24 protein-coding genes are annotated in these 22,572 nt (G+C 62.3%); 10 read left to right on the top strand and 14 right to left on the bottom strand.

Annotated features, from left to right (window positions below; genetic code table 11):
• The first annotated feature begins 9 nt into the window (after positions 1–9).
• Positions 10–1,212, top strand: coding sequence for a multidrug effflux MFS transporter (locus FAA86_RS02825; RefSeq protein ID WP_136538248.1), 1,203 nt, complete (start codon positions 10–12; stop codon positions 1,210–1,212).
• A 75-nt stretch (positions 1,213–1,287) separates the two neighbouring features.
• On the opposite strand, the gene FAA86_RS02820 is transcribed toward FAA86_RS02825, so the two are convergent.
• The 5 genes from FAA86_RS02820 to FAA86_RS02800 form a co-directional block, all read right to left on the bottom strand.
• Positions 1,288–2,403 (bottom strand): metallophosphoesterase, encoded by a 1,116-nt coding sequence (locus FAA86_RS02820; RefSeq protein ID WP_136538247.1) that lies wholly within the window; start codon positions 2,401–2,403, stop codon positions 1,288–1,290.
• A gap of 78 nt (positions 2,404–2,481) precedes the next feature.
• Complete coding sequence (locus FAA86_RS02815; protein WP_136538246.1) at positions 2,482–3,033, bottom strand: sarcosine oxidase subunit gamma; 552 nt, start codon at positions 3,031–3,033, stop codon at positions 2,482–2,484.
• A 10-nt stretch (positions 3,034–3,043) separates the two neighbouring features.
• Positions 3,044–6,001 carry a sarcosine oxidase subunit alpha family protein gene (locus FAA86_RS02810; RefSeq protein WP_136538245.1) on the bottom strand — a complete coding sequence of 986 codons (2,958 nt, stop codon included), beginning with the start codon at positions 5,999–6,001 and terminating at the stop codon, positions 3,044–3,046.
• Positions 5,998–6,279 carry a sarcosine oxidase subunit delta gene (locus tag FAA86_RS02805; RefSeq protein WP_136538244.1) on the bottom strand — a complete coding sequence of 94 codons (282 nt, stop codon included), beginning with the start codon at positions 6,277–6,279 and terminating at the stop codon, positions 5,998–6,000. Before FAA86_RS02805 ends, FAA86_RS02810 begins: the two co-directional genes overlap by 4 nt.
• Positions 6,280–6,288: 9 nt before the next feature.
• Entirely contained in the window at positions 6,289–7,542 is a 1,254-nt protein-coding gene (locus FAA86_RS02800) for a sarcosine oxidase subunit beta family protein (RefSeq protein WP_136538243.1), read from the bottom strand.
• A gap of 219 nt (positions 7,543–7,761) precedes the next feature.
• Here FAA86_RS02800 and cysQ point away from each other — a divergent pair, with 219 nt between their 5' ends.
• Positions 7,762–8,565, top strand: coding sequence for a 3'(2'),5'-bisphosphate nucleotidase CysQ (gene cysQ / locus FAA86_RS02795; RefSeq protein ID WP_136538242.1), 804 nt, complete (start codon positions 7,762–7,764; stop codon positions 8,563–8,565).
• A 122-nt stretch (positions 8,566–8,687) separates the two neighbouring features.
• Positions 8,688–9,713, top strand: coding sequence for a DUF2793 domain-containing protein (locus FAA86_RS02790; RefSeq protein WP_136538241.1), 1,026 nt, complete (start codon positions 8,688–8,690; stop codon positions 9,711–9,713).
• A 70-nt stretch (positions 9,714–9,783) separates the two neighbouring features.
• On the opposite strand, the gene FAA86_RS02785 is transcribed toward FAA86_RS02790, so the two are convergent.
• Positions 9,784–10,524 carry a helix-turn-helix transcriptional regulator gene (locus FAA86_RS02785; protein ID WP_113458430.1) on the bottom strand — a complete coding sequence of 247 codons (741 nt, stop codon included), beginning with the start codon at positions 10,522–10,524 and terminating at the stop codon, positions 9,784–9,786.
• Between the two features lie 401 nt (positions 10,525–10,925).
• On the opposite strand from FAA86_RS02785, the gene sciP reads away from it, so the two are divergent.
• Entirely contained in the window at positions 10,926–11,201 is a 276-nt protein-coding gene (sciP, locus tag FAA86_RS02780; RefSeq protein WP_007606379.1) for a CtrA inhibitor SciP, read from the top strand.
• An 81-nt stretch (positions 11,202–11,282) separates the two neighbouring features.
• Here sciP and FAA86_RS02775 read toward each other — a convergent pair whose 3' ends face one another.
• Positions 11,283–11,747: a paraquat-inducible protein A gene (locus FAA86_RS02775; RefSeq protein WP_136538240.1), complete on the bottom strand. Its 465-nt coding sequence runs from the start codon at positions 11,745–11,747 to the stop codon at positions 11,283–11,285.
• A gap of 107 nt (positions 11,748–11,854) precedes the next feature.
• Here FAA86_RS02775 and FAA86_RS02770 point away from each other — a divergent pair, with 107 nt between their 5' ends.
• A complete protein-coding gene (locus tag FAA86_RS02770; RefSeq protein WP_136538239.1) occupies positions 11,855–12,142 on the top strand; it encodes a GNAT family N-acetyltransferase in 288 nt (95 codons plus the stop codon).
• Positions 12,143–12,231: 89 nt separating this feature from the next.
• Here the strand turns inward: FAA86_RS02770 and FAA86_RS02765 are convergent, their stop codons facing one another.
• Entirely contained in the window at positions 12,232–12,582 is a 351-nt protein-coding gene (locus FAA86_RS02765) for a hypothetical protein (RefSeq protein WP_054148339.1), read from the bottom strand.
• Between the two features lie 434 nt (positions 12,583–13,016).
• Here FAA86_RS02765 and ctrA point away from each other — a divergent pair, with 434 nt between their 5' ends.
• On the top strand, positions 13,017–13,718 hold the full coding sequence (gene ctrA, locus FAA86_RS02760) for a response regulator transcription factor CtrA (protein WP_054148338.1): 702 nt from the start codon (positions 13,017–13,019) through the stop codon (positions 13,716–13,718).
• Positions 13,719–13,873: 155 nt separating this feature from the next.
• On the opposite strand, the gene FAA86_RS02755 is transcribed toward ctrA, so the two are convergent.
• Both FAA86_RS02755 and chpT read right to left on the bottom strand, forming a co-directional pair.
• Entirely contained in the window at positions 13,874–14,236 is a 363-nt protein-coding gene (locus tag FAA86_RS02755; protein WP_113458433.1) for a response regulator, read from the bottom strand.
• Positions 14,237–14,348: 112 nt separating this feature from the next.
• Entirely contained in the window at positions 14,349–14,993 is a 645-nt protein-coding gene (gene chpT / locus FAA86_RS02750; RefSeq protein ID WP_136538238.1) for a histidine phosphotransferase ChpT, read from the bottom strand.
• Between the two features lie 190 nt (positions 14,994–15,183).
• Here chpT and FAA86_RS02745 point away from each other — a divergent pair, with 190 nt between their 5' ends.
• Both FAA86_RS02745 and FAA86_RS02740 read left to right on the top strand, forming a co-directional pair.
• A complete protein-coding gene (locus FAA86_RS02745) occupies positions 15,184–15,771 on the top strand; it encodes a DUF1134 domain-containing protein (RefSeq protein WP_136538237.1) in 588 nt (195 codons plus the stop codon).
• A gap of 185 nt (positions 15,772–15,956) precedes the next feature.
• Positions 15,957–17,102, top strand: a complete 1,146-nt coding sequence (locus tag FAA86_RS02740; protein ID WP_246034982.1) for a coiled-coil domain-containing protein — start codon at positions 15,957–15,959, stop codon at positions 17,100–17,102.
• Positions 17,103–17,138: 36 nt separating this feature from the next.
• Here FAA86_RS02740 and FAA86_RS02735 read toward each other — a convergent pair whose 3' ends face one another.
• Entirely contained in the window at positions 17,139–17,972 is an 834-nt protein-coding gene (locus FAA86_RS02735) for a TrmH family RNA methyltransferase (protein WP_246034981.1), read from the bottom strand.
• Positions 17,973–17,979: 7 nt separating this feature from the next.
• On the bottom strand, positions 17,980–18,372 hold the full coding sequence (locus tag FAA86_RS02730; RefSeq protein WP_136538340.1) for a hypothetical protein: 393 nt from the start codon (positions 18,370–18,372) through the stop codon (positions 17,980–17,982).
• Between the two features lie 172 nt (positions 18,373–18,544).
• Here FAA86_RS02730 and FAA86_RS02725 point away from each other — a divergent pair, with 172 nt between their 5' ends.
• Both FAA86_RS02725 and rpoH read left to right on the top strand, forming a co-directional pair.
• The gene (locus FAA86_RS02725; RefSeq protein ID WP_136538235.1) at positions 18,545–19,573 is read left to right on the top strand and encodes an RluA family pseudouridine synthase; all 1,029 of its coding nucleotides are present in this window, start codon (positions 18,545–18,547) and stop codon (positions 19,571–19,573) included.
• A gap of 189 nt (positions 19,574–19,762) precedes the next feature.
• Positions 19,763–20,665 carry an RNA polymerase sigma factor RpoH gene (gene rpoH / locus FAA86_RS02720; protein WP_136538234.1) on the top strand — a complete coding sequence of 301 codons (903 nt, stop codon included), beginning with the start codon at positions 19,763–19,765 and terminating at the stop codon, positions 20,663–20,665.
• Between the two features lie 75 nt (positions 20,666–20,740).
• On the opposite strand, the gene FAA86_RS02715 is transcribed toward rpoH, so the two are convergent.
• Positions 20,741–21,523 (bottom strand): ABC transporter permease, encoded by a 783-nt coding sequence (locus FAA86_RS02715; RefSeq protein ID WP_136538233.1) that lies wholly within the window; start codon positions 21,521–21,523, stop codon positions 20,741–20,743.
• Positions 21,520–22,464 (bottom strand): ABC transporter ATP-binding protein, encoded by a 945-nt coding sequence (locus tag FAA86_RS02710; RefSeq protein WP_246034980.1) that lies wholly within the window; start codon positions 22,462–22,464, stop codon positions 21,520–21,522. The genes FAA86_RS02715 and FAA86_RS02710 overlap by 4 nt, the downstream gene beginning before the upstream one ends.
• Positions 22,465–22,572: the final 108 nt, after the last annotated feature.

Genomic DNA, 22,572 nt, shown 5'->3' with positions numbered 1-22,572 from the left:
ACAAAGACCATGCAGAACAAGAACACCGCACTTGCCATCGCGCTGGGGGCCGTCTGTGCTCTTGGCCCCTTTGCGACCGACATGTATGTAGCCGCCATGCCCCGCATGGCAAAGGACCTCGCCACAACGGATGCCAACATCCAGCTAAGCATGATGACCTATTTCACCGGCTTCACGCTCGGCCAGCTGTTCTACGGTCCCGTCTCCGACAAGACCGGTCGCAAGCCGATGATCTATCTGGCGCTGGCGATCTTCGTTCTCGCCTCGATCGGATGCGTGCTCTCCACCGGCGCCACGGGGCTCCTCGTCTTCCGCTTCCTACAGGGCATCGGCGGCTCGATCGGCATGGTCATCGCCACCGCCTCGATCCGTGACGTGCATACCGGACAGGCTGCCGCCCGTCTGATGTCCATGGTCGTGCTTGTGCTCGGCATCGCCCCGGTACTGGCGCCCCTGCTCGGCAGCCTCGTGCTGCAGATGGGCGATTGGCGGCTGATCTTCGCGCTCCTCGGTGCGCTTGGCGTGGTTGTCGCCGTCATCACCATCACCATGCTGCCGGAAACCCGCATGCCCGAACTGCGCGCCATGAGCCGCCCGGGCGACGCCTTGCACTGGTATGGTCGCCTGCTCTTTACCCGCAGCTTCATTCCCTATGCCGGCGCACTCGCGCTCGCCCAGGGCGGCTTTTTCGCCTATATCGCCGGCTCGTCCTTCGTGCTGATCAATGTCTATGGCCTCTCGCCGCTAGCCTATTCGGTCATCTTCAGCCTGAACGCCATCGGCATCGGCATGGGCGCGCAGCTTGCCCCCCGCCTTGCGGAGCGGATCGGCGTGCGAGGCGTGGTCAAGCTGAGCGCGACCATCTACGCGGCCGCCGGCCTCATTCTGCTGGGCCTGCAGCTGGCCGGCATCGCCTCGCTGGTCCCGGTCTGCATCCTGCTTTTCATCATGGTCATGGGCGTCGGCGGCATCATGCCAACCTGCAACATCCTCGCCATGGAATCCCATGGCGCGATCTCGGGCACGGCAGCGGCCTTGATGGGTGCCCTCGGCTTCGGCGCCGGCGCGCTCTGCAGCTTCACCATCGGCGTTCTCGACGATGGAACCGCCCTTCCCATGATTGGCGTCATGGCCGCGTGCGCCGTAGCAACAGCCGCAATCGCCATTTTCACCTTCGGACCGTCAACGGTCACCAAAACAGCCGCCGCCTGACACGATCTCCGAAACGCATCAGCCGCCGGTGACAAACCGGCGGCTGATGCTTTTTCGTTTGTAATTGTGGATGGCCTACATCCGCCGCAGCGTGAACTCCGTCAGCTCCGCCGGCACACCGATCCGGAGCGCAAAGCCCGGCCAGAGCCCTGTGCCATTGTTCACATAGAGCTGCATCTGACCAACCTGATAGAAGCCCGAAACGAAACCGTTATTAGCGCGGGCGACGATCTGGTCCAGCCCGCGCACCATGCCACCATGGGTATGACCGGACAGCTGGAGGGCAACACCGTGGCTCGCCGCCCGCTCGGCCAGCCGCGGCTGGTGATCGAGAACGATGACGGGCGCATCGGCAGGGGCACCTTCAAGCGCCTTGCCGAGGTCAGGCTCGACCGCCCCGGTAAACCGGGCCGAAAGATCGGTCACACCCGCAATGACAAGCTTGCCCTCCCCGCGCTCGATCACCGCATGCTCATTCGCGAGGATCCGCATGTTGAGCGACGGCAAATGGTCAAGCCAGCGATCCACCTCGAAGAAATACTCGTGATTGCCGGGCACGGTCAGCACCCCATCCCGCGCGCTAAGGCCCGCAAGAGGCGCGATATCCTCCCGCCGGATGTCGAGACTGCCGTCGATCAGGTCGCCTGTGATGACAATGAGATCGGCATCGAGCGCGTTGGTCTTTTCAACAACGGCGCTGGCCCATCGGCCGGTAAACAGCCGGCTGATATGCATGTCCGTCAACTGCACCATCCGGTAACCGTCGAGATCGGGTGAGAGGCCGGGAATGCTGACCTCGATCCGCTTCACCGGCGGCACCCGGATCGCCTGGCTGATGCCGAAGCTAGCGAGCGCAAGCGCCGCGATCCCCATGCCATAGCGCACTACCGGGGGCACGGCCGGGAAGGACCAGGTGACGGCAAAAATCAGAATGCTGATGATATCGAGGACCACCTGCATCGCGGCCAGGAGCACGATCGCCCCGAAAAACAGGTTGAAGCCGATCACCAGCGGCCGCGGAAATTCCGGCGCGAAGACCGATCCGGAGGTGAAGCGGCTGAACAGGTGATATTGCGAGGCAAACAGCAGGAAGACTGCCAGCAGCAGCCTCACCCACCACGGCCACGGCAAGGGGGCGATGAAACGGGACGCCACGATGAGCCATGGCAGCGAAAACATGAGATGAAACATGAGGGTGGCGGGATCCTTTCTGCCTGAAACGCAGAAACAGCGCAGGCAGTTCACCCGAACATAGGAAGGGTCAGCCCCTCACGCAAACCCCGCCGTTAGCGCAAACTCTCGCCCCATCTCGCGCATCTCGTCGAAGAGGAAGCCGGCAAAGCTGCGCATCACGATGATCTCGAACGCGTCCTGCCCTGTGCGCGCAAGGTTCGCGCCGACATGGCAGATCTGGCAATTGCTTGACTGGCCGATTTCGAAGAGATCGGGATGCAGGTCGAGCGCCGTGCATTTGGCGAGGATCGCCCGAACTTTTGGACCGTGGATGCGCAGCACCACACACCCGTCGCTCTGGTCAACGAAGGCGGCGCGGGGGCTGCCGAGGTCAGACAGCTGCCGCGCGATCGTATCAGCGGCAACGGTCTCACTGACGACGAGCCACTCGCCCGGTCCGCAGAAACGGACATGCACGTCTTCGAGATTGGTCAGCGTCTCGTCGATATCGGCCTCATGGCCGGAACGGGCGAGCACGGAAAACACGGAGACGGCCCGCAGGATGGCGAGATGATGAGGGTTCGGCGTCGCCTCGAAACCGGAAATGTGGTCCTCGAGCACGTGACGGGCGGAAAAGGTCACCGGCATGGCAGGATCCTCACAGGTTCAGTTTCTTGTTGTCGGGGTCGTAGAAGACGGGGCTGACGACCTCGGCCAGCACTTCCGAACCGCGCAAGCCGTCCCAGACGACGATCTTCTCGCCCAGCCGCTCGCGGCCGGATTTCAGGAAGGCAAGCCCGATCGTATGGCCAAGCGTCGGCGAATGGCAGACGGAGGACACCCAACCCTGGTCGTTGAGCGTCGACGGCTTGATGTTTTCCTTCAGAAGATGCGCACCGGCAGCGAAACTCTTGTCCCGATCCACGGGCTTCAGGCCGACGAGTTGCGGACGATCGGCAGCGGTCAGGCCGAAGCGGCTCGACAGCCGCTTGCCGATGAAGTCGGGCTTCTGGGTCGAGAACATCTTGCCGAGGCCGACATCGTCGGGCGTTGTGCGTCCGTCGATTTCGCTGTGGGTGATGAAGCCCTTTTCGATGCGCAGCACGTTGAGCGCCTCGACGCCGTAAGCGCAGATGCCATGCGGCTTGCCGGCCGCCATGATCGCATCGGCGACCGCTTCGCCGTAATTGGCGGGCACTGCCACTTCAAAAGCGAGTTCGCCGGAGAAGGAAATGCGGAAGAGCCGCGCCTTCAAGCCACCCTTGAGCAGCACCTCGCGGGCCGACAGGAAGGGGAAGGCCTCGTCGGAGATATCATCCTCGATGATCTGCTCGAGGATGATCCGCGCCTTGGGACCCGCGACCGACATCTGCGCCCACTGATCTGAGGAGGAGACGAAGCGCACATCGAGATCCGGCCAGAGAACCTGGGCGCAAAATTCCAGATGCGTCATCACCTCGCCGGCATAGGCCGTCGTCGTGGTCATGAAGAAATGCTCGTCCGACAGCCGGCTCGTCGTGCCGTCGTCGTAGATCATCCCGTCTTCGCGCAGCATCAGTCCATAGCGCGCCTTGCCGACCGGCAGCTTGAGGAAGGCATTGGAATAGACGCGGTTCAGGAATTCCGCCGCATCCTTGCCGAAGATCTCGATCTTGCCGAGGGTGGAGACATCGCAGATCCCGGCATTGGCGCGGATGTTCAGGACTTCTCGGTCGACGGCTTCGCGCCAGGTCTTCTCGCCATCGCGCGGGAACCAGGAGGAGCGATACCAGAGGCCGGATTCGACGAAGACAGCGCCGTTTTTCTTCGCCCAGCCATGCAACGGCGAGGTGCGCACGGGGCGCGAATGTTCCCCGCGCGAAGTGCCCGCCATCGCGCCGAAGGAGACAGGCGTATAGAACGGCCGGAAGGTCGTGGTGCCGATTTCGGCAGGCGACACGCCACGCATGCCGGCCATGATGCCGATCGTCGCGACATTGCCGAGCTTGCCCTGATCGGTCGCCATGCCGCCGGTCGTGTAGCGTTTGGTGTGCTCGACATGGCCCATGGCCTCGCGCTGGGCAAGGCTTAAGTCCTTCACATGCACATCGTTCTGGAAGTCGACGAAGGCCTTGGATTTGGCGCCCGGCACATACCAGAGCGGCGCAAAGCTCGCATCATATTCGCCCTCGACTTGCGGCACGTCGACATTGCCGACGAGACGGCCGAGATCGCCGATCGCCTCATGGGCCTTATCCGCACCATCGCGCAACACGGCGGCCAAGGAGGCATGGCCGGCAGCCGAGCCAGCGATCCGCAGCCCCTGCCCCACATCGGGCGCCAGGAAGGCCTGGTGCTCGTCCGACCAGATGGGCTTGGCGCCGCGCTGGCAGGCGAGATGCACGATCGGGCTATAGCCGCCGCTCATGGCGAGCGCATCGCAGGCGATCTCTTCCTGATGGCCCATGCGCTCGGCGATTAGCCCCTTGACCCGGTAATACCCCTTGGTGTCGATGACGGAGCCGCCACGGATGACACGCACGCCGGAGGGCCCAACATCATTATAATGGGTCCGCCCGTCGATGATTGCAGCCACACCCACACCGGCAGCGACAAGATCGGCCGCTGTGCGATAACCCGCACCGCCATTGGTGAAAATCGCGACGTTCTGGCCCGCGGCCACGCCATAGCGATTGAGATAGGTCCTGACAGCACCCGAGGTCATCACGCCTGGCTTGTCGTTTCCGCCGAAGACCAACGGCCGCTCTTCCGCACCCGAGGCGAGGATCGCCCGCTTGGCGACGATGCGCCAGACGCGTTCGACCGGCAGCTCGCCCGAAGGCTGCGCCACATGCTTCTGCACCTTTTCGACGGCCCCGAAGACATTGTCGTCATACCAGCCGAACACGGTGGTGCGCGGCATCAGCGTGACGTTTGGAAGGCTCTTCACCTCCTCGACGACGGAGGCAGCATAGTCTGCTGCCGACACACCGCCAACGGTGACGCGCTCGGAAAGCAGTGAACCACCAAGCCGGAAGCCTTCATCCGCCAGGATGACCCGAAGCCCCGCGCGCGCCGCAGCCCGCGCTGCCATCAGGCCGGCGGGGCCGGCCCCGATCACCAGCAGGTCGCAATGCGCCCATGCCTTTTCGTAGCGGTCCGGATCGGGAAGGAACGGCGTCTTGCCGAGGCCCGCGGCTTTCCGGATGATCGGCTCGTAAAGCTTTTCCCAGAATGCCTTCGGCCACATGAAGGTCTTGTAGTAGAAGCCGGCCGACAAAAACGGCGACAACAGGCTGTTGACCGAACCGACATCGTATTTCAGCGACGGCCAGCGGTTCTGACTATTGGCCTCAAGCCCTTGATAGAGCTCGGCCACGGTCGCCCGTGTATTCGGCTCGGTGCGGCCATCCTTGCCGATCGTCACAAGCGCGTTCGGCTCCGCTGAGCCTGCCGTCACGATGCCGCGCGGACGGTGATACTTGAAGGAGCGCCCGACCAGCAGCAGGTCGTTGGCGATCAGGGCCGAGGCCAGCGTATCGCCCTCATAACCCGTATAGGTCTGCCCATCGAAGGTGAAGGACAGCGTGCGCGCGCGGTTGACGAGCCCGCCGGAGGAAAGCCGGTAACCACTCATCGGGCTTTCTCCTTCGCGTAGTAACTCGCATCCGTCACGCTATAGACCTCATGGCTCGATGCGTTGTCGCGCTCGACCACCAGCCAGCGCCGGCAGCCGGTCGTGTGATGCCAGTGTTCGATGATCCGCCCTTTCGGGTTGTCGCGGATGAAGACATAGGCGTTCCACGCATCGTCGGATGCGCCGGGCGCCGGGCGCACCGGGCTCGCGTCACCGCGAATGCTGAACTCTTCCTTGGGACGGACGCCGCAATGCGGACAGGTAATCAGGCTGGCCATGGCGATGTCTCAATGCAGGTTCGGTTGTGGACCCTTGCCGCCTTCGTCGACGGCAAAGCCGCGTTCGAAGCGGTCGAGGCGCAACAGGCGGGCGACAGGATGGGGTTCGTTCTTGGCAATCAGATGGGCAAAGCAGAAGCCGGAAGCCGGCGTCGCCTTGAAGCCGCCGTAACACCAGCCGCAATTCAGATAGAGATTGTCGATCGGCGTGCGGTCGATGATCGGTGAACCATCCATCGACATATCCATGGCGCCACCCCAGGCGCGCAGCACGCGTACCCGGGACAGACCGGGGATCAGCGACACGCCCTCCTCGATCGTATGCTCGACGGTCGCGAGATTGCCGCGCTGGGCATAGGATGAATAGTAGTCGATGTCGGCACCGAAGACCAAGCCACCCTTGTCGGACTGCGAGATATAGAAGTGCCCGGCGCCATAGGTGATGACGTTGTCGATCACGGGCTTGATGCCTTCCGAGACAAAGGCCTGCAGCACATGCGTCTCGATCGGCAGATCGAGCCCCGCCATCTTGCCGGTGACGGACGTGTGGCCGGCCGTCGCCAGCGCCAGCTTGTTACAGCCGATGAAACCCTTGGTCGTTTCGACGCCGGTCACCTGGCCGAGCTCGTCGCGGCGGATGCCGGTCACTTCGCAATGCTGGATGAGATCGACGCCACGCTCATCAGCACCTCGCCCATAACCCCAGGCAACGGCATCATGGCGGGCCGTTCCGCCGCGCCGCTGCAGGAGGCCACCGAGGATCGGGAAACGCGAATGGTCGAAATTCAGATAGGGCATCATCGCCTTGACCTGCTCGCGGTCGAGCAGTTCGGCAGCCACTCCATGCATCATCATCGCATTGCCGCGCCGCGCATAGGCATCGCGCTGGCCGTCCGAATGAAAGAGATTGATGATGCCTCGCTGGGAAACCATGGCATTGTAGTTGAAGTCCTGCTCCAGGCCTTCCCACAGCTTCATGGAGAATTCGTAGAAGGGCTCGTTGCCCTCGAGCATGTAGTTCGAGCGGATGATCGTGGTATTTCGCCCAACATTGCCGCCGCCGAGATAGCCCTTCTCGATGACCGCGACATTGGTGATGCCGAATTCCTTGGCGAGGTAATAGGCAGTGGAAAGACCATGCCCGCCGCCCCCGACGATGATGACGTCGTAATGCGGTTTCGGCTGCGGCTCGCGCCACATCGGCGCCCAGTTCCGGTTGCCGGAAAGCGCCTGGCGGAAGATCGAAAGGGCGGAATAACGCATCGAACAACCTCTGCAAATGTCGCGTCACATTCGCATAGGTGTCACAAAGAGCAAGCGCGATCAGGACAAAAACTATGCTGTTTGAGACATGGAACACAGGTTTGATTGCAGTGCAGCACAGAAACATCAGGTGCTGAACGGGCGCTGAGACAGCGCGCACTTTCCAAGCAGCGATGACGGCGCTACACCGGAGAGGATGTGATCGGGAGCCCGGTTCAGGTGCGTGACAGGACAGACATACTCGGACTATTTGAAGCGAGCGCGATCGCCGCAGGCCGGGTCATTCTGGACATCTATAGAGCCGGGGCCGATGTGCGCTTGAAGAGCGACAAGTCGCCGGTTACCGAAGCCGACGAGGCTGCCGAACGTGTGATCCTGGATGCGCTGTCGCGCGATCTGCCTGAAATTCCGGTCGTTGCCGAGGAGGAAGTCGCCGCCGGCCGCATTCCCGACATCAGCGGCGGCCGGTTCATCCTGGTCGACCCGCTGGATGGCACGCGCGAATTCATCGGCGGCCATGACGATTTCACCGTCAACATTGCCCTGATCGAGGACGGAACACCCGTTCTCGGCGTGGTTTACGCCCCGGCCCTCGGCGCCCTGTTCCTCGGCGGCGCCGGCAAAGCCGAGAAGGTGAAGCTCGACCACAAGGATGCGATCATCGCCCGTCTGCCGATCGCGGCGCGCAAGAAGAGCCCCTCGCCCGCCGCCCTCGTCTCGCGCTCGAACAATTGCGAGGCGACGGAAGCCTATATCCGCAAGTCCGAGATCATGGAGCGCAAGACGGTCGGCTCCTCGCTGAAATTCTGCCTGGTGGCGGAAGGCCTGGCCGACATCTATCCCCGCTTCGGTCCAACGATGGAATGGGACACGGCCGCCGGAGACGCGGTCTTGCGGGCCGCGGGCGGCATGGTCTCCACCGAAGACGGCGCCCCCCTGACCTACGGAAAGCGTCTGGCCGGCCTGCGCGCCTTCGAAAACCCGCCTTTCATCGCCACGGGACGCCCGCAAGAGCGGGGATGACTTTTTTGATTTCCTGAGTGAATTCAAAGGGGGCTTGCGATTTTCGTCCCCCACCGTCGGACATGACGGAGACTTGCTCCTTCACCCGCGCTGCCTTGGCAGCCGAAACCGAAGGAGCGACCATGTCCGACACAACTGCCAATCTCGCCCTGCCCTTCATCCTGCCCGCGCAGGCGCAGAAGCATGTGACCCACAACGAAGCACTCCAGCGGCTCGACGCGCTGGTGCAGATGGTTGTCGCAACCAGCGCAACCAATCCGCCGGCAGAACCCGCCGAGGGGGAAGTGCATTGGGTCATCGCTCCTGCCACCGGTCTGTGGACAGGTCATGCCGGGACGCTTGCGCTGTTTCAGGATGGCGTCTGGGTCTTCATTGCGCCGAAGCCCGGCTGGTCGGCTGTTTTTCTCGAAGAGGAGCGATTAAAGCTCTACGACGGGACGGACTGGATCGACACGCCCCTGCCCGATGCGGCCCGCTTCGACCGCCTCGGGATTGCCGCCGATGCCGACAGTTACAACAGGCTGTCGGTCTCGTCCCCCGCGACCCTCCTCAACCATGCCGGCGACAGCCATCGCCTGACGGTCAACAAATCAGGCACGTCAGAGACGGCGAGCCTGATCTTCCAGTCGAACTGGCAGGGCCGCGCCGAAATGGGTCTCGCCGGCGAGGATCGCTTTTCCCTCAAGGTGAATGGTGATGTGACCGGCTGGCGTCAGGCAATCAGCGTGACGCCGGAAGGCTATGTCCGCCAAGACCAGCGTCCCCTCGCCCGCGCCGCACTCAACACGGTAACGCTGACACCTGTCGCCGGCAGCTTCACCGGCTTCGACACGCTGCATCTTTCGGGCGGAGACGTTTCGCTGGGCTCGCTTCTTTCTTCAGGCAATGGGCGCCCGCTCATCGTTCCGACCTCCGGCCTTTACCTTCTGTCGCTCTCCGTCCGGGCGATCAGCACCGGCACCCACACGGTCCATGTGAGCCGCAATGGTACGGCGGATGTCTTGAGCCATATCGGAGGTGCGGGATCGTCGAGCAGCGTCGGCCTCGTCTGGCTCGATGCCGGTGACGCGCTGACGCTTCGCCATCTCGGCACGATCCAGTACGAGTTCGGCTATGGCAAGACGGAACTCTGCCTCGCCCTGCTGTGACCTGAGGCGGACATAAAAAAGGCGCCACGGACTACGCGGCGCCTGATCCTACTGGTGGTGAATTGGCGTCTCAGAGGAGACGATAGCGGCAGGCGCGCGCCACGGCCTGCATGCGGTTGACCGCTTCCAGCTTGCGCATCGCACTCTTCAGATAGCTGACCACGGTGTGGCTCGAGATATCGAGAATGATGGCGATTTCGTCGCTGCTCTTGCCGGCGGCCGACCAGCGCAGACATTCGATCTCGCGTGCAGAAAGCTTTTCCTTGGGGCCGAGACGCGGCACCAGGGCCTCGACGCCGGCGTCGAGCAGTTCCATCGCGCTCAGCTGGAGCGATGCGATCTGCTGGCGTTCGGGCTCTGTCGCCCGCCCGGAGAAGACCAGGATATACTGGGTCTGATTACGGTCGTAGAGGCTGTAGGCGAGCGAGGCGCCGAGGTCGAAATTCTGGAAGAGCGGCGCCACCGGCTGGCGGGCTTCGGATCCGGCAGTTCCGAGAAACAGATTGTCTTCGCTGTAGATCGGCAGGATCGATTGCTTGATCCGCGCGACCAGCTGGCTGCCGGCATAGACTTCCGCCGCCTCGTAGCCCAGCCTCAACTCGTCCGGCCAGGTGCAGACGATGAGATTGGCCGAGAATTCCGGGCTGTCAGCCTTCGGGAAGCGCGCGAGAAGACAGTGGCGAAAGCCATAGGCACGCCCGAGCGAGAAAAGCTCCCGACCCCACGACCCCGTGGAGAGCGCCTCGCTCTGAAAAACGGCAGGACCGTCACCAAGACTGTGACCGCTCGTCACATCAGTTGGCCTGAACATAAAACTCCTTTCGACCAGACGTTCGTCCGATCGGGATCTGAATGTTTATGGACTTTGAGTCGTTCCATTGAGGAACGGGTATCATCTGGGCCTGTCGCCGGTCTTGCGGCTCGAACGAGGATCCGCTTGGCTCGACATTGCCCTTACGACTGACGGATCAGCCGGCATGGGTTTCTTGATGGGCGCCCAATGCCACAAATCCCAGATGGGCACCAGTCACGGGAGCCGCATAACTCCTATGCAATTGCCGCAAGTTTACTCAACTTGCGCAAAACCCTGCGAATCTTGGTGAGCCCGCGTCGCGAAAATTATTATCAAATGCTTACAATGGGCTTAGGCAAATTTTAAAGCATCGGTCCTAGTATCAGGGTGTGTGGTCTTGAGTTTGTATAGAGAGTCCAATGACCGAAATGATCCGCCCCCGAGTGAAATATGTCATCGGCCCCGATGGCAGCCCCCTGACGATTGCCGATCTTCCGCCGGCCAATACACGCCGCTGGGTGATCCGCCGCAAGGCTGAGGTTGTCGCGGCTGTGCGTGGCGGCCTTTTGAGCCTGGAAGAAGCCTGCGAACGCTACACGCTGACCGTGGAAGAGTTTCTCTCCTGGCAGTCCTCCATCAGCGACCACGGCCTGCCGGGCCTGCGCACCACCCGCATTCAGCAGTATCGCCATTAGTACCTTTGGTGCCGGCCTGGCCGGCACGACGATATTTTGACAAGACACATTCCTGAACCGGCATGGCCCAGCCTGCCGGTTTCATGATTCCTGGGCTTCGGCTTTTCTGCCCAGCGCGCTCAAGGCCACGACGGCGAGGCTTGATCCGGCATAGAACCAGAGCCCCGGCTGGGTAAAGGCCTGCGCCAGACCGCTGGTCTTCGTCGCGAAGATGACGATCGCGACCAGAAGCACATCCATCATCGACCATTTCGACAAGACAGGAACCAGCCGATCGAGCATCCCCGCGCGCGCTGCCCCCTCCTTCGCCACCTGTTCAGCCGCGACCAGCAGGAGTTTGACCAGCGGAAAGGCGATCGAAACGAGCCCGACCAGCAGCGCCAACAAACCGTCGCCACCCGACCAGAGCGAGAGAATGACCTCGACGAGCGAGGCATCTGTGGAAAAGAGATAGAAACTTTCAAAGCGCATCAGCGGAAGAGTGATGCCGAGCGCGAACGCAAAGGAAGCACCGACGAGAAGCAGCGCCTTCAACCAGACCAGCAAGAAGAACCCCTTCCGATATCGAACACTGCGTGTCCGACCACGTCGTTGCCGGTCCGCTGAGCCCGATGTTAAGCAGAAGGCCACGACCACGGCAACAGGAGGCAAGGATGCAGATCACCAGTGAAGAAGCCGGATCCGGCGGGCGTTATGTTGGCCGCGTCGAGGGAATTGAACAGCCTGCGATCATGACCTTTTCCCGCGCCTCGGCCAGCCTGATCATCATCGATCACACCGAGGTGCCCGCGGACATGCGCGGAACGGGCGCCGGCCAGGCGCTCGCGGAACATGCGGTGGCCGAAGCCCGCAAGGGGGGCTGGAAGATAATCCCCCTCTGCCCTTTCATGAAGGCGCAGATGGATCGTCACCCGGATTGGAACGACGTCCGCAAGAGCTGACACGTCTCTTGAAAACGAACGAAGGCGGACGCGGGAGTATCCGCGACCGCCTTCTCTTTCGAAATCTCAACCAGACTGAATAGCGTTATTCAGGCCCGGACACGCATCTGGCCATCGCGCTCTTCGAGAGCGGCCGCCTTCTGGTATTCCGCTTCAGCCTCTTCCAACGCCAGTTCGGCCGCTTCCTGCTGGACTTTCAGTTCCCGGATCGAGACCTGAAGATTGTCCGCACGCTGGCGAGCTGCCTTGGCGAAGGTGGGATAGGCGAAATGATTGGGATCGGTGATGCCCGATTTCTTTTCCTCGATGCCGATCTGAGCCTCGAGCTCCTTCGCCATCCGTTCGAACTCCGACATCATAGACTGCAACTGCTGCAATTGCCGACGTTTTTCGGTGACCTGAAATCCCTTCAGGCGTACCAGGCTCTCACGCGACTTCATACGCAATACTCCCGTGATGCGAGATCCCCCGCCACACTTGCTACTCAACACGCCCGCCACCGATTCGTCCAAAAAAAGTCCGCGGCGTTAACAAAAAGCTACCCTTGGTAACCTTTCGTTTACGGGCATCGTTAATGATAAGCCCGATCACTTAAGGGTCAGTAAATGCCAGAGCCCGAAAAGAGCTCCTGACAATGATGAGTCAAATGAATCGGTTACAGGGGATTCCTGAGGCGCTGATTCAGGTGTGGCGATGACCGAAACACATGAAGAATCAGGAGGCTGATATCTTTGCTTAATAAATTCGATACACCTTGCCAGAGGGAATCAGAATTTGTTAACCAATTGGTGGCAGCCTTCAAATCAGGCAACGACTGGATCCGTATCGCGTAGGGGGCCAACTTGACCTTTCGGCGGCGGTAAAGGGGATAAATATGCGGGTTCTACTCATTGAAGACGATAGCGCGACGGCGCAGAGCATAGAACTGATGCTCAAGTCCGAGAGCTTCAACGTCTACACTACCGATCTCGGCGAAGAAGGTGTCGATCTCGGGAAACTCTACGACTACGATATCATTCTGCTCGACCTGAACCTGCCCGACATGTCCGGCTACGAGGTGCTGCGTACTCTTCGCCTGTCGAAGGTGAAGACGCCGATCCTGATACTTTCCGGCATGGCAGGCATTGAAGACAAGGTGCGCGGTCTCGGCTTCGGCGCCGACGACTACATGACGAAGCCGTTCCACAAGGACGAGCTGGTTGCCCGCATTCACGCGATCGTTCGTCGCTCCAAGGGTCACGCCCAGTCGATCATCATCACCGGTGAACTGATCGTCAATCTCGATGCCAAGACTGTCGAAGTCGGTGGTCAGCGCGTTCACCTGACGGGCAAGGAATACCAGATGCTGGAGCTCCTCTCGCTCCGCAAGGGTACCACGCTCACCAAGGAAATGTTCCTGAACCACCTCTATGGTGGCATGGACGAGCCGGAACTGAAGATCATCGACGTCTTCATCTGCAAGCTGCGCAAGAAGCTCGCAAACGCCGCCGGCGGCGCAAACTATATCGAAACCGTCTGGGGCCGTGGCTATGTGCTGCGCGAGCCGGATGGCGCGGAATACATGGAAACGGCCTGAGGCCTTTCCCTTTCCTGATCAAGAGGCCCGCGTCCTGGACGCGGGCTTCTTGTTTTCTGGGGCCACCACTCAGGCAATCAGATCGGGCCAAGCGCAGACGATAAAAAGGCGACACGTTCAGTGCCGCCTTTTGCAGATCGATCAGGACTGTGAAATCAGGCGGCGATCGCCTTGTCGCCGAAGGTCTTGGTCAGGATCTCGCGATCGAACGGCTTGAGCAGGAAGTCGTTGGCTCCGGCGCGCTTGCCGGCCATCATCACCTTCAGCTCCGCTTCCACCACGCAGTAGTAGATCTTGACGGCCTTGCCCTCGGGCAGCGCACGGACATTCGAGATCAGATCCAGCGCGTCGGCCATGCCGGCATCGACAATCATCACGTCGGGAAGCTCGCGTTCACAGCGCGTCAGCGCCTCACGGCCGGAAGCGGCCTCGGAGATCTGGTAACCAAGCTCCGAAAGGATCTTCTTGCCGACCTTGCGAACGATGTCCGAGCCGTCTGCGATCATCAAGCGCTTCATGGTCAACTCCCCTCCCCGTGACGGGGATTTCAATTGTATCCGACACCATACCGGGCCGCGACTAAGGAAAAGTTACCGGTTGTATCACCCCACCGTCCCAGTTTGGGACGGCTCAGGCGATCACTTCGGCGGTGAAGGCGATCTCGCCTTCGCTGGGAACGCATTTCAGCTCCATGCCGCACTCGTCTGCCAGCAGCACCGTGTAATAGGGCTGGATGGAATGCGCATCGACTGCTTCCTCGAGCTGGCCGGACAGGATTTCCTGATACTTCGGCGGCACGCGCAGCATGCGGCCCTTGGCAACGATTTTGAACTTCGCGTCGGTCTCAGGGTTCTCGAGCGAGATGTCGAGCGAGCCGCCGCGCGGAATGGCGCCATAGGCGACCAGGAAGAGGTTGAGCAGCAGCTTCACGCGGTTCTTGGCAATGATCGCGCGCGGACCGCTCCAGGTGACCTCGGTCTTCTTTTCGGCAAGCGCGAAATCCTTCGCGGCCTTCTCGGCCTCGCCCGTGTCGATCGATGCGCCAACGGAGCCCGAGGCACCGAAAGCAAGGCGCGCAAACTTGAGGCGGACGGAGGCATTGAGCGCACTGGTGCGGATCAGATCCATCGCATCGGCATCGGCACCGCCCTCGTCGAGCAGTTCGAGGCCGTTGTTGATCGCGCCGACAGGCGAGATGACGTCGTGGCAGACGCGGCTGCACAGCAGCGCCGCAAGGTCGGGACCTGCCAGCGTGAGGTTGGGGTTCTTCGCCATGGTCGTCTCCAGAAGATGTGGACCCTCAGCGCAACAGGCGGACGCAGGTCCGCAGGCCGCGACTTGGTCGGATGCCGTTCGGCCATAATGACACCATATTTGGTAAACCGATTATTAAGACGATGCTCGCTAGGTTTAATTACCCCCAAGGAAGATGCCGAATCCATCGGCGTCGCATTCAGGAGGCACCATGCATCACCTGCCCCACCGCTCCCCGCTGTCGTTCAAGGCAATGGCCCTGGCCGTTCTGGCACTGATCAGCATCGCAGTCGCGCAGCGCCCTGCCGAAGCCGCCGGCGAATATTCGATCCAGGAAGTGGTCGATGCCGGTCACGGCTTCTTCGGCGAAACCAGCGGCGCATTGGCAAAGGTGATCGAACAGGCCTTCGAACAATATGGCCTGCCGAACGGCTATATCCTCGGCCAGGAAGGCTCGGGCGCCCTGATCGCCGGCCTGACCTACGGCGAAGGCACGCTCTACACGAAGAATGTCGGCCAGCATGACGTCTTCTGGCAGGGCCCGTCCCTCGGCATCGATTACGGCGGCAACGGCACCCGCGCGATGATGCTCGTCTATGACCTGCCCGACGTCGACACGCTCTATGCGCGCTATGGCGGCGTCAGCGGCTCGGCCTATATCGTCGCCGGCGTCGGCATGACGGTCCTGAAGAGCCGCGACGTGATCCTCGTTCCGATTCGCACCGGCGTCGGCGCCCGCCTCGGCGTCAATGTCGGTTACCTCAAGCTGACCCGCGCACCCACCTGGAACCCTTTCTGAGCTGGCAAGTTGCGCCGCTCAGGCTCACGCAAGCTCGATCTGGTGTGTCGTTAGCCATATTCGTCGAAGGACGCCGCACCGCCAGCCGTTTTGCTTGCCGGGTGGCGGCCGGCATGCTTAACTAACTGCTAATTCTCTCAGACTGCTGTGGCGCGACCGTGATTGAATATGCCCTGATTTTCGCAATGGGATTTATGGCGGCAGCGCTGCTGGTGATGCTCGTCGCCCCGGCGGTGCATCAGCGTGTCGTGCACTACACGGAAAACCGCCTGAAGGCGACCATGCCGCTCAGCCCGCAGGAAATCCGCGCCCAGAAGGACATGGTGCGCGCGCTCTATGCCGCGGAAAATGCCCGCACCCAGCACGAACTGACCCGCGAGCGCGAGCAGTCGATCGCTTTGAAGCTGAAGAACGAGACGCTCAGCGGAGAGGCTGCACGGCTCCTGGCCGACAACAAGGATCTCAAGGTTCAGATCGAGGAGATGAGCACAGAAGCGGCCGATCTTCGCTCGCGGCTTCGCCGTGGCGATGTCGAGATCAGCGCCATCCGTGAGACCTTGAAGCGCGTCGAGATTGCCTCCGCTGCCAAGGATGTCGAACTGGAAGACCGCGCCCACCGGATCGCCCGCCTGCTCAGCGACATCGATACCATGCGTATCGAGGCGATGAGCCGCGACACCGAGATTGACACGCTGAAGACCCGCATCCAGGGCATGCGCGACGAACGCGAAGAACTGCGGCGCGAAAGCAAGCTGCTCGGCAAGCGCGCGAAGGACGCCGAACTTCGCCTCACCCAGGAAGAACACAAGGTTCTGCGGCTCGAAGACATTCTGGCCCGAGACGCCGCCGAGCGCGCCGATGCAAGCTCGCTTGCGGAGCGACGGACCCGCGAACTGACCGATCTGCGGGCAAAACTCAAAACCGTGAACGCTCAGCTGCGCACGGCCCAGCGTGCACTTAGGGAGGCTGGCATTGCCCTGCCCGAGACGAAAGAGCTCCCCATGGCCGAAGACGAGATCGCCAATTCTAACCTCGCATCCGACCCCGCGGTCCTCGAGAGCGACATCCGTCGCAGCCAGACGGTTCTGACGGAACGCCTGCTGAAGGCCAAGGCTTCAACCGAAGACGATGCGCTGCGCGAGGAACTGGGTGACATCGCCGCCAAGATGATCGTGCTCACCGCGGCGCGCGAGGGCGAGCAGTCCGTGATTTCCGATCTCATCGGTCCGCAACAGAAGACCGGCGACAAGCAGAAGAGCCTGGTCGACCGTGTCCTGGCCATGGATCCCTCCATCGGTCGCAACGCGGGTCTTGCGACGCCGGCCGAGTAATCGACTTCCATCATCGGTAAGAACGAGGGCGAAGCCTCAGCCAAGCCGCCCCATGGCGCGTGCGATCGCATAGAGCGCGATCCCGCTCGCCGTGCCGACATTGAGGCTATCGAGCCCGGGCGCCTGCGCAATCCGCGCTGAATGAAACCGTTCGAGGATTGCCGCTGGTAGCCCCTCCCCCTCCGTGCCCATCACCAGCGCCACGCGTCGGCCAGGCTTGATCCCACCGATCTCGACCGTTCCGGAAGGCGACAGCGCCCAGATCTCGAAACCGGCCTCGGCAAGCGTGCCGAGAACCGTCTCAACACTCTCCTTCCGCGCATAGGGAACGGCGAGCACGGAGCCGACAGAGACGCGCAGCGCCTTGCGGTAGAGCGGATCGCAACAGGTCTCGTCGAGCAGCACGGCATCGGCCGTGAACCCAGCGGCATTGCGGAACAAGGCGCCGATATTGTCGTGGTTCGAGATCCCGCAGCCGACCAGCACGAGCGCATTGTCAGGCAATTGGGAGACCAGGCTGGCAAGATCGGGTGGTGCAGCGCGGCTTCCGACCGCCAGCACGCCGCGATGCAGGTGAAAGCCCGCGATCGCATCCAGCACCGCAGTCTCGGCAACATAGACCGGCACATCCGCCGGGAACTGGTCGATGACGTCGGACAGACCTGCGACCCGGTTCTTGAGCAGCAAGAGCTTCTCGGCCCGCACCGGACCAGAACCGCCATGCGCCTTGGCGAGCATCGAGAGCACCACGGTCCCCTCGGCGATGAACTGCCCCTGACGGCCGGTCAGATCGCGCTCGCGGATCGAGGTGAACTCGGCGATCCTGGCGTCGCCGGGATCGGTGATCTCGATAAGGCGTCCCGCGTCCACGCCCGCCTCAGTCGCCGGCAAGCGTGACGTCGGCGATGATGCGGCCGAGCGCGAGATCGAACACGAGAGCCTTGCGCTCACCGGTGGCGGTTTCGCCATAGATCAGCATCTGGCTTCCCGACAGCGATGTCTGGACGACGCGGAAGCCGGCGGGGAGATTGGCCGTGAGGCTGAGCGGCTGGTCGGAGGGAACCGCAAACGGCTGCGCCGATGTGGCCGCCGGCTGGGCGCTGCCCTCATCACGCGTCAGCTTGTAGAAGATCGACACCAGTACCGCGAGGAAGAGCGCCGCCATGATCCCGCCGGAGATCAGCTGCAGCTTGACCATCTTGCGCCGAACGCCTTCCATGACGGGATCAAGCGGCTTATCTTCCTGGTTCTCGTCGTCGATATGCGTCATGGCTGCAGTCATTTCTCACTTGTGTTCGCGCTCCCGTCGACGCTTCCACCGGGGCGAACTGACCGGAGAAAATCGCCGGGCTCGCCGGCTGTCGATTGTCGAAGCCCCCGGTCTGTGCCAAATGGCAGCGACAAAGGCCAAAGCCCCGGCCGCCGTAAGACGGGATGACATGATGACCGACCCCTTTAACGAAGCCGCCGCATCAAGGAAAGAGCTGATTGCCGAGGACGATGCGGGCGGCCGCATCGATGCCTGGCTGACGGCAGCGCTCGGGGCCGAGTTTTCCCGCAATCGGGTGAAGGCGCTGATCGAGCAGGGCGCAGTGCAGTTGAATGGCACGCTCCTCGACAGTCCGAACCGCAAGGTGAAGCCCGGCGACAGCGTCATCATCGACCTGCCCGAGCCGGAAGACCCGCAGCCGAAGGGAGAGAACATCCCGCTCGACGTGCTCTACGAGGACAAGGACCTGATCGTGATCGCCAAGCCGCCGGGCCTCGTCGTCCATCCGGGCGCCGGCAACTGGCATGGCACGCTGGTCAATGCGCTGATCTATCACTGTGGCGACAGCCTGTCGGGCATCGGCGGCGTCAAGCGCCCGGGCATCGTCCACCGCCTCGACAAGGACACGTCCGGCGTCATGGTCGTCGCCAAGAACGACATCGCCCATCGCCACCTCGCCGACCAGTTCGCCGACCATGGCCGCACCGGCCCACTGGAGCGCGCCTACCGCGCCGTCGTCTGGGGCCGCCCGCGCACGCTGGCCGGGACCATCGACGCTGCCCTTGGCCGGTCTGGCGCCGACCGTACCAAGCGCACGGTGAAGCGCGAAGACACCGATGACGCCCGCGAAGCGATCACGCATTACACGGTGCTCGAGCGCTATGGCGAAAAGCCTGACGCCACCTGCCTCGCCTCGCTGGTCGAATGCCGCCTGGAGACCGGCCGCACGCACCAGATCCGGGTCCACATGGCCCATATCGGCAATCCACTTGTGGGGGATCAGGAATATGGCGCAGCGTTCAAGACCAAGGCCAATCTCCTGCCGGACGAGGCCAAGCGCGCGGTGAACAAGTTCCACCGCCAGGCTCTGCACGCCTATCTGCTCGCCTTCGAGCATCCGACGACGGGTGAGACCATGCGATTTGAAGCGCCGATTCCGGCGGATCTGCAGAAGGTAATCGACGCCTTGAAGGCGATGTGAGAGACTGGAAGTCGATCACCGACCGTTCCATGATCGGTTGACAGTCCGTCACGCTCTCGTGACGGAACGCAAATCTTGTATCGCCGTTTTGCCATACTTATCTGTCATATGGATTTCCGTGGGGTTGAGATCCACGGAGATCGGGCTCGCCGTCAATTTAGGGAGCCCCGAAGGAAAAGGGGGTGCTTTATGGCCCGCAATACGCTGCCGACCATCACTGCCGGTGAAGCCGGCCTCAATCGTTATCTCGACGAAATCCGCAAGTTCCCGATGCTGGAGCCGCAGGAAGAATACATGCTCGCGAAGCGTTACGCCGAGCATGGTGACCGCGACGCCGCTCATCGCCTCGTAACCAGCCACCTGCGCCTCGTGGCGAAGATCGCCATGGGTTATCGCGGCTATGGCCTGCCGATCGGCGAAGTCGTTTCGGAAGGCAATGTCGGCCTGATGCAGGCCGTGAAGAAATTCGACCCCGAGCGCGGCTTCCGCCTCGCGACCTATGCCATGTGGTGGATCAAGGCCTCGATCCAGGAATATATCCTGCGCTCGTGGTCGCTCGTGAAGATGGGCACGACCGCCAACCAGAAGCGCCTGTTCTTCAACCTTCGTCGCCTCAAGGGCAAGATCCAGGCGATCGAAGAGGGCGATCTGAAGCCCGACCAGGTCACGGAGATTGCCACCAAGCTGAACGTTTCGGAGGAGGAGGTCATCTCGATGAACCGCCGCCTCTCCGGCGACGCGTCGCTGAATGCGCCGCTGCGCGCCTCCGAAGGCGAAAGCGGCCAGTGGCAGGATTGGCTCGTCGACGATCACGATAGTCAGGAAGACGTGCTGATCGAGCAGGACGAGCTGGAAACCCGCCGCAGCATGTTGAAGCGCGCCATGAGCGTGCTGAACGAGCGCGAGCGCCGGATTTTCGAAGCCCGCCGTCTGGCGGAAGACCCGGTGACGCTGGAGGAGCTGTCCTCCGAGTTCGACATCAGCCGCGAACGCGTCCGTCAGATCGAAGTCCGCGCTTTCGAGAAGGTGCAGGAAGCGGTCCAGAAGGATGCACTGGAGCGCGCTAAGGCTCTGCGCGTCGTGGAGGCCTGACCGGCTTTAAAACTCTGAACGACCAATTCAAAGCCGCCCGGGCAGCCGGGCGGCTTTTTCGTGTCGAACAAGCCGCTATTCCGTCGCGAGCTGCTGACGGGAGAAGAGCGCGAGCCCAAGCCCGGTCAAGATCGCGAACCATCCCACAAGCACGCCAAAGCCGAACAGTGCGGCGGCCGGCGTCCCACCTGCCAGCAGCCAATCGCGAAGCCACTGGGCGGCATAGCTCGGCAGCGGCAAGCGATCCGCATCCGTCCCCAGATAGAGCTGCAGCACCGTCGAACCGATGCCGAGCATGAAGGCCGCGATCACGGCGCCGATCATGGAGCGAAAGGCCACCACGAGCAGTGCAACCAGTGCGCAGAGGACACCAAGCTCCAGAAAAGCAATGCCGAAGGCGGCAACCAGTGAAGAGAGCGAAGAGACGCTGAGATCGACAGCCTGCCCCTGCAGGATCGCGAAGAGCAGATTGAGCGCCATGTCGCCGATTGCGGCGATCAGAAGCGCGAGAGCGAGCCAGACGAGGCAGACGAGCAGTTTGGCCGCGAAGAGATGCACGCGCGAAAAGCGCGGCACCAGCAGCCTCCAGGTGGCATAGCGATATTCGAGGAAGAACACCGTCGCGACACCCAGCGCAAACAGGAGATGTCCGAGCGAGTTGCCGGAGACGCTGAGGCTCTTCGCCGCCGACAGGAACAGGTCGATGTTGCCGGACTGCCGTCCGAGCCGCAGATAGACGAAGCCCGCAATGACGAGCTTCACCACGAGCGCCGCGAGCGGCACGGACAGGAAGCCCCAGAAGAGGATCCCGGGCTGACGCGTCAGCTTCAGCATCTCGGCGGAAAACAGCGATCTCATCGGCGCGCCTCCCGCGTTTCGGACAGGAAGACGGTTTCGAGATCCGGCTTGATCCACTTGGCCTCGTGAATCCGCACGCCAGCCTGCGCGAGGGACTGGATGAGATCAGGAACCTCCGCCCGCTCGATCCGAACATAGACGCCGTCATCGCCAGCCTCGGCCTTGTCGCCAAGCCGCGCCAGCAGCACCTCCGGAGCCTCCACCTTCAGCCAGAAGCGCCCGTCCCGGTCGAGCAGATCGGCGACTGCCCCTTCGGCGATCAGGACACCGCGCTGGAGAATGGCGACCCGGTCGCAGACCCGCTCCACCTCATCCAGCAGATGGCTGGAGAGCAGCACCGTCAGGCTATCTCGATGGGCGAGGTCGTGGATGAGCGCCCGCATTTCGAGGATGCCATCGGGATCGAGCCCGTTGGTCGGCTCGTCCAGCACGATCGCCTCCGGCTGGCCGATCAGCGCGCAACCGATCCCGAGACGCTGCTTCATGCCGAGCGAATAGCCCGAGACCGCCTTGTCGGCTGCGGCCTGGAGCCCGATCCGTTGCAGCACCGGCTCGACCAGGGACAGCGTTCCGCGCGCGCGTGCCAGCATCTGCAGATGCTCTCGTGCAGAGAGAAACGGATAGAAGCTGGGCGACTCGATCAGCATGCCCAGACGAGCCCTCTGCCGAGGACTTGCGGTCTCGCCGAAGATCTGGACCTCGCCCCGATCAGGCCTCAGCAAACCTGCCAGGATGCGCAGCAGCGTGCTTTTGCCCGCCCCATTCGGCCCAAGCAGGCCATAGACGACACCTCGCGGGATCGAGAGGCTCAAGCCGTCGAGCGCCTGCACAAGGCCGCCACCGCGCCCGAAAGCCTTGCTGACGGACAAGAAGGCTACGGCCGCCTCGCTGCCCGGATCGTCAGCATTGCTTCTGGCAACATTTTGCGCCTGTAGCGACATGCGGTCTCCCTGCTCTTGGCGGATCAATCGGTCGGTCGCGGATCGGACGCTTGGAGCCCTCTTTCCCGACAGTTGATGATCCCCGTGAAAAGAAAAATCCGCCGGAGA

It is taken from the genome of Rhizobium rosettiformans W3, from assembly GCF_004912135.1.
Lineage (GTDB): Bacteria > Pseudomonadota > Alphaproteobacteria > Rhizobiales > Rhizobiaceae > Allorhizobium > Allorhizobium rosettiformans.
This window is presented reverse-complemented; position numbering and strand designations above follow the sequence as displayed.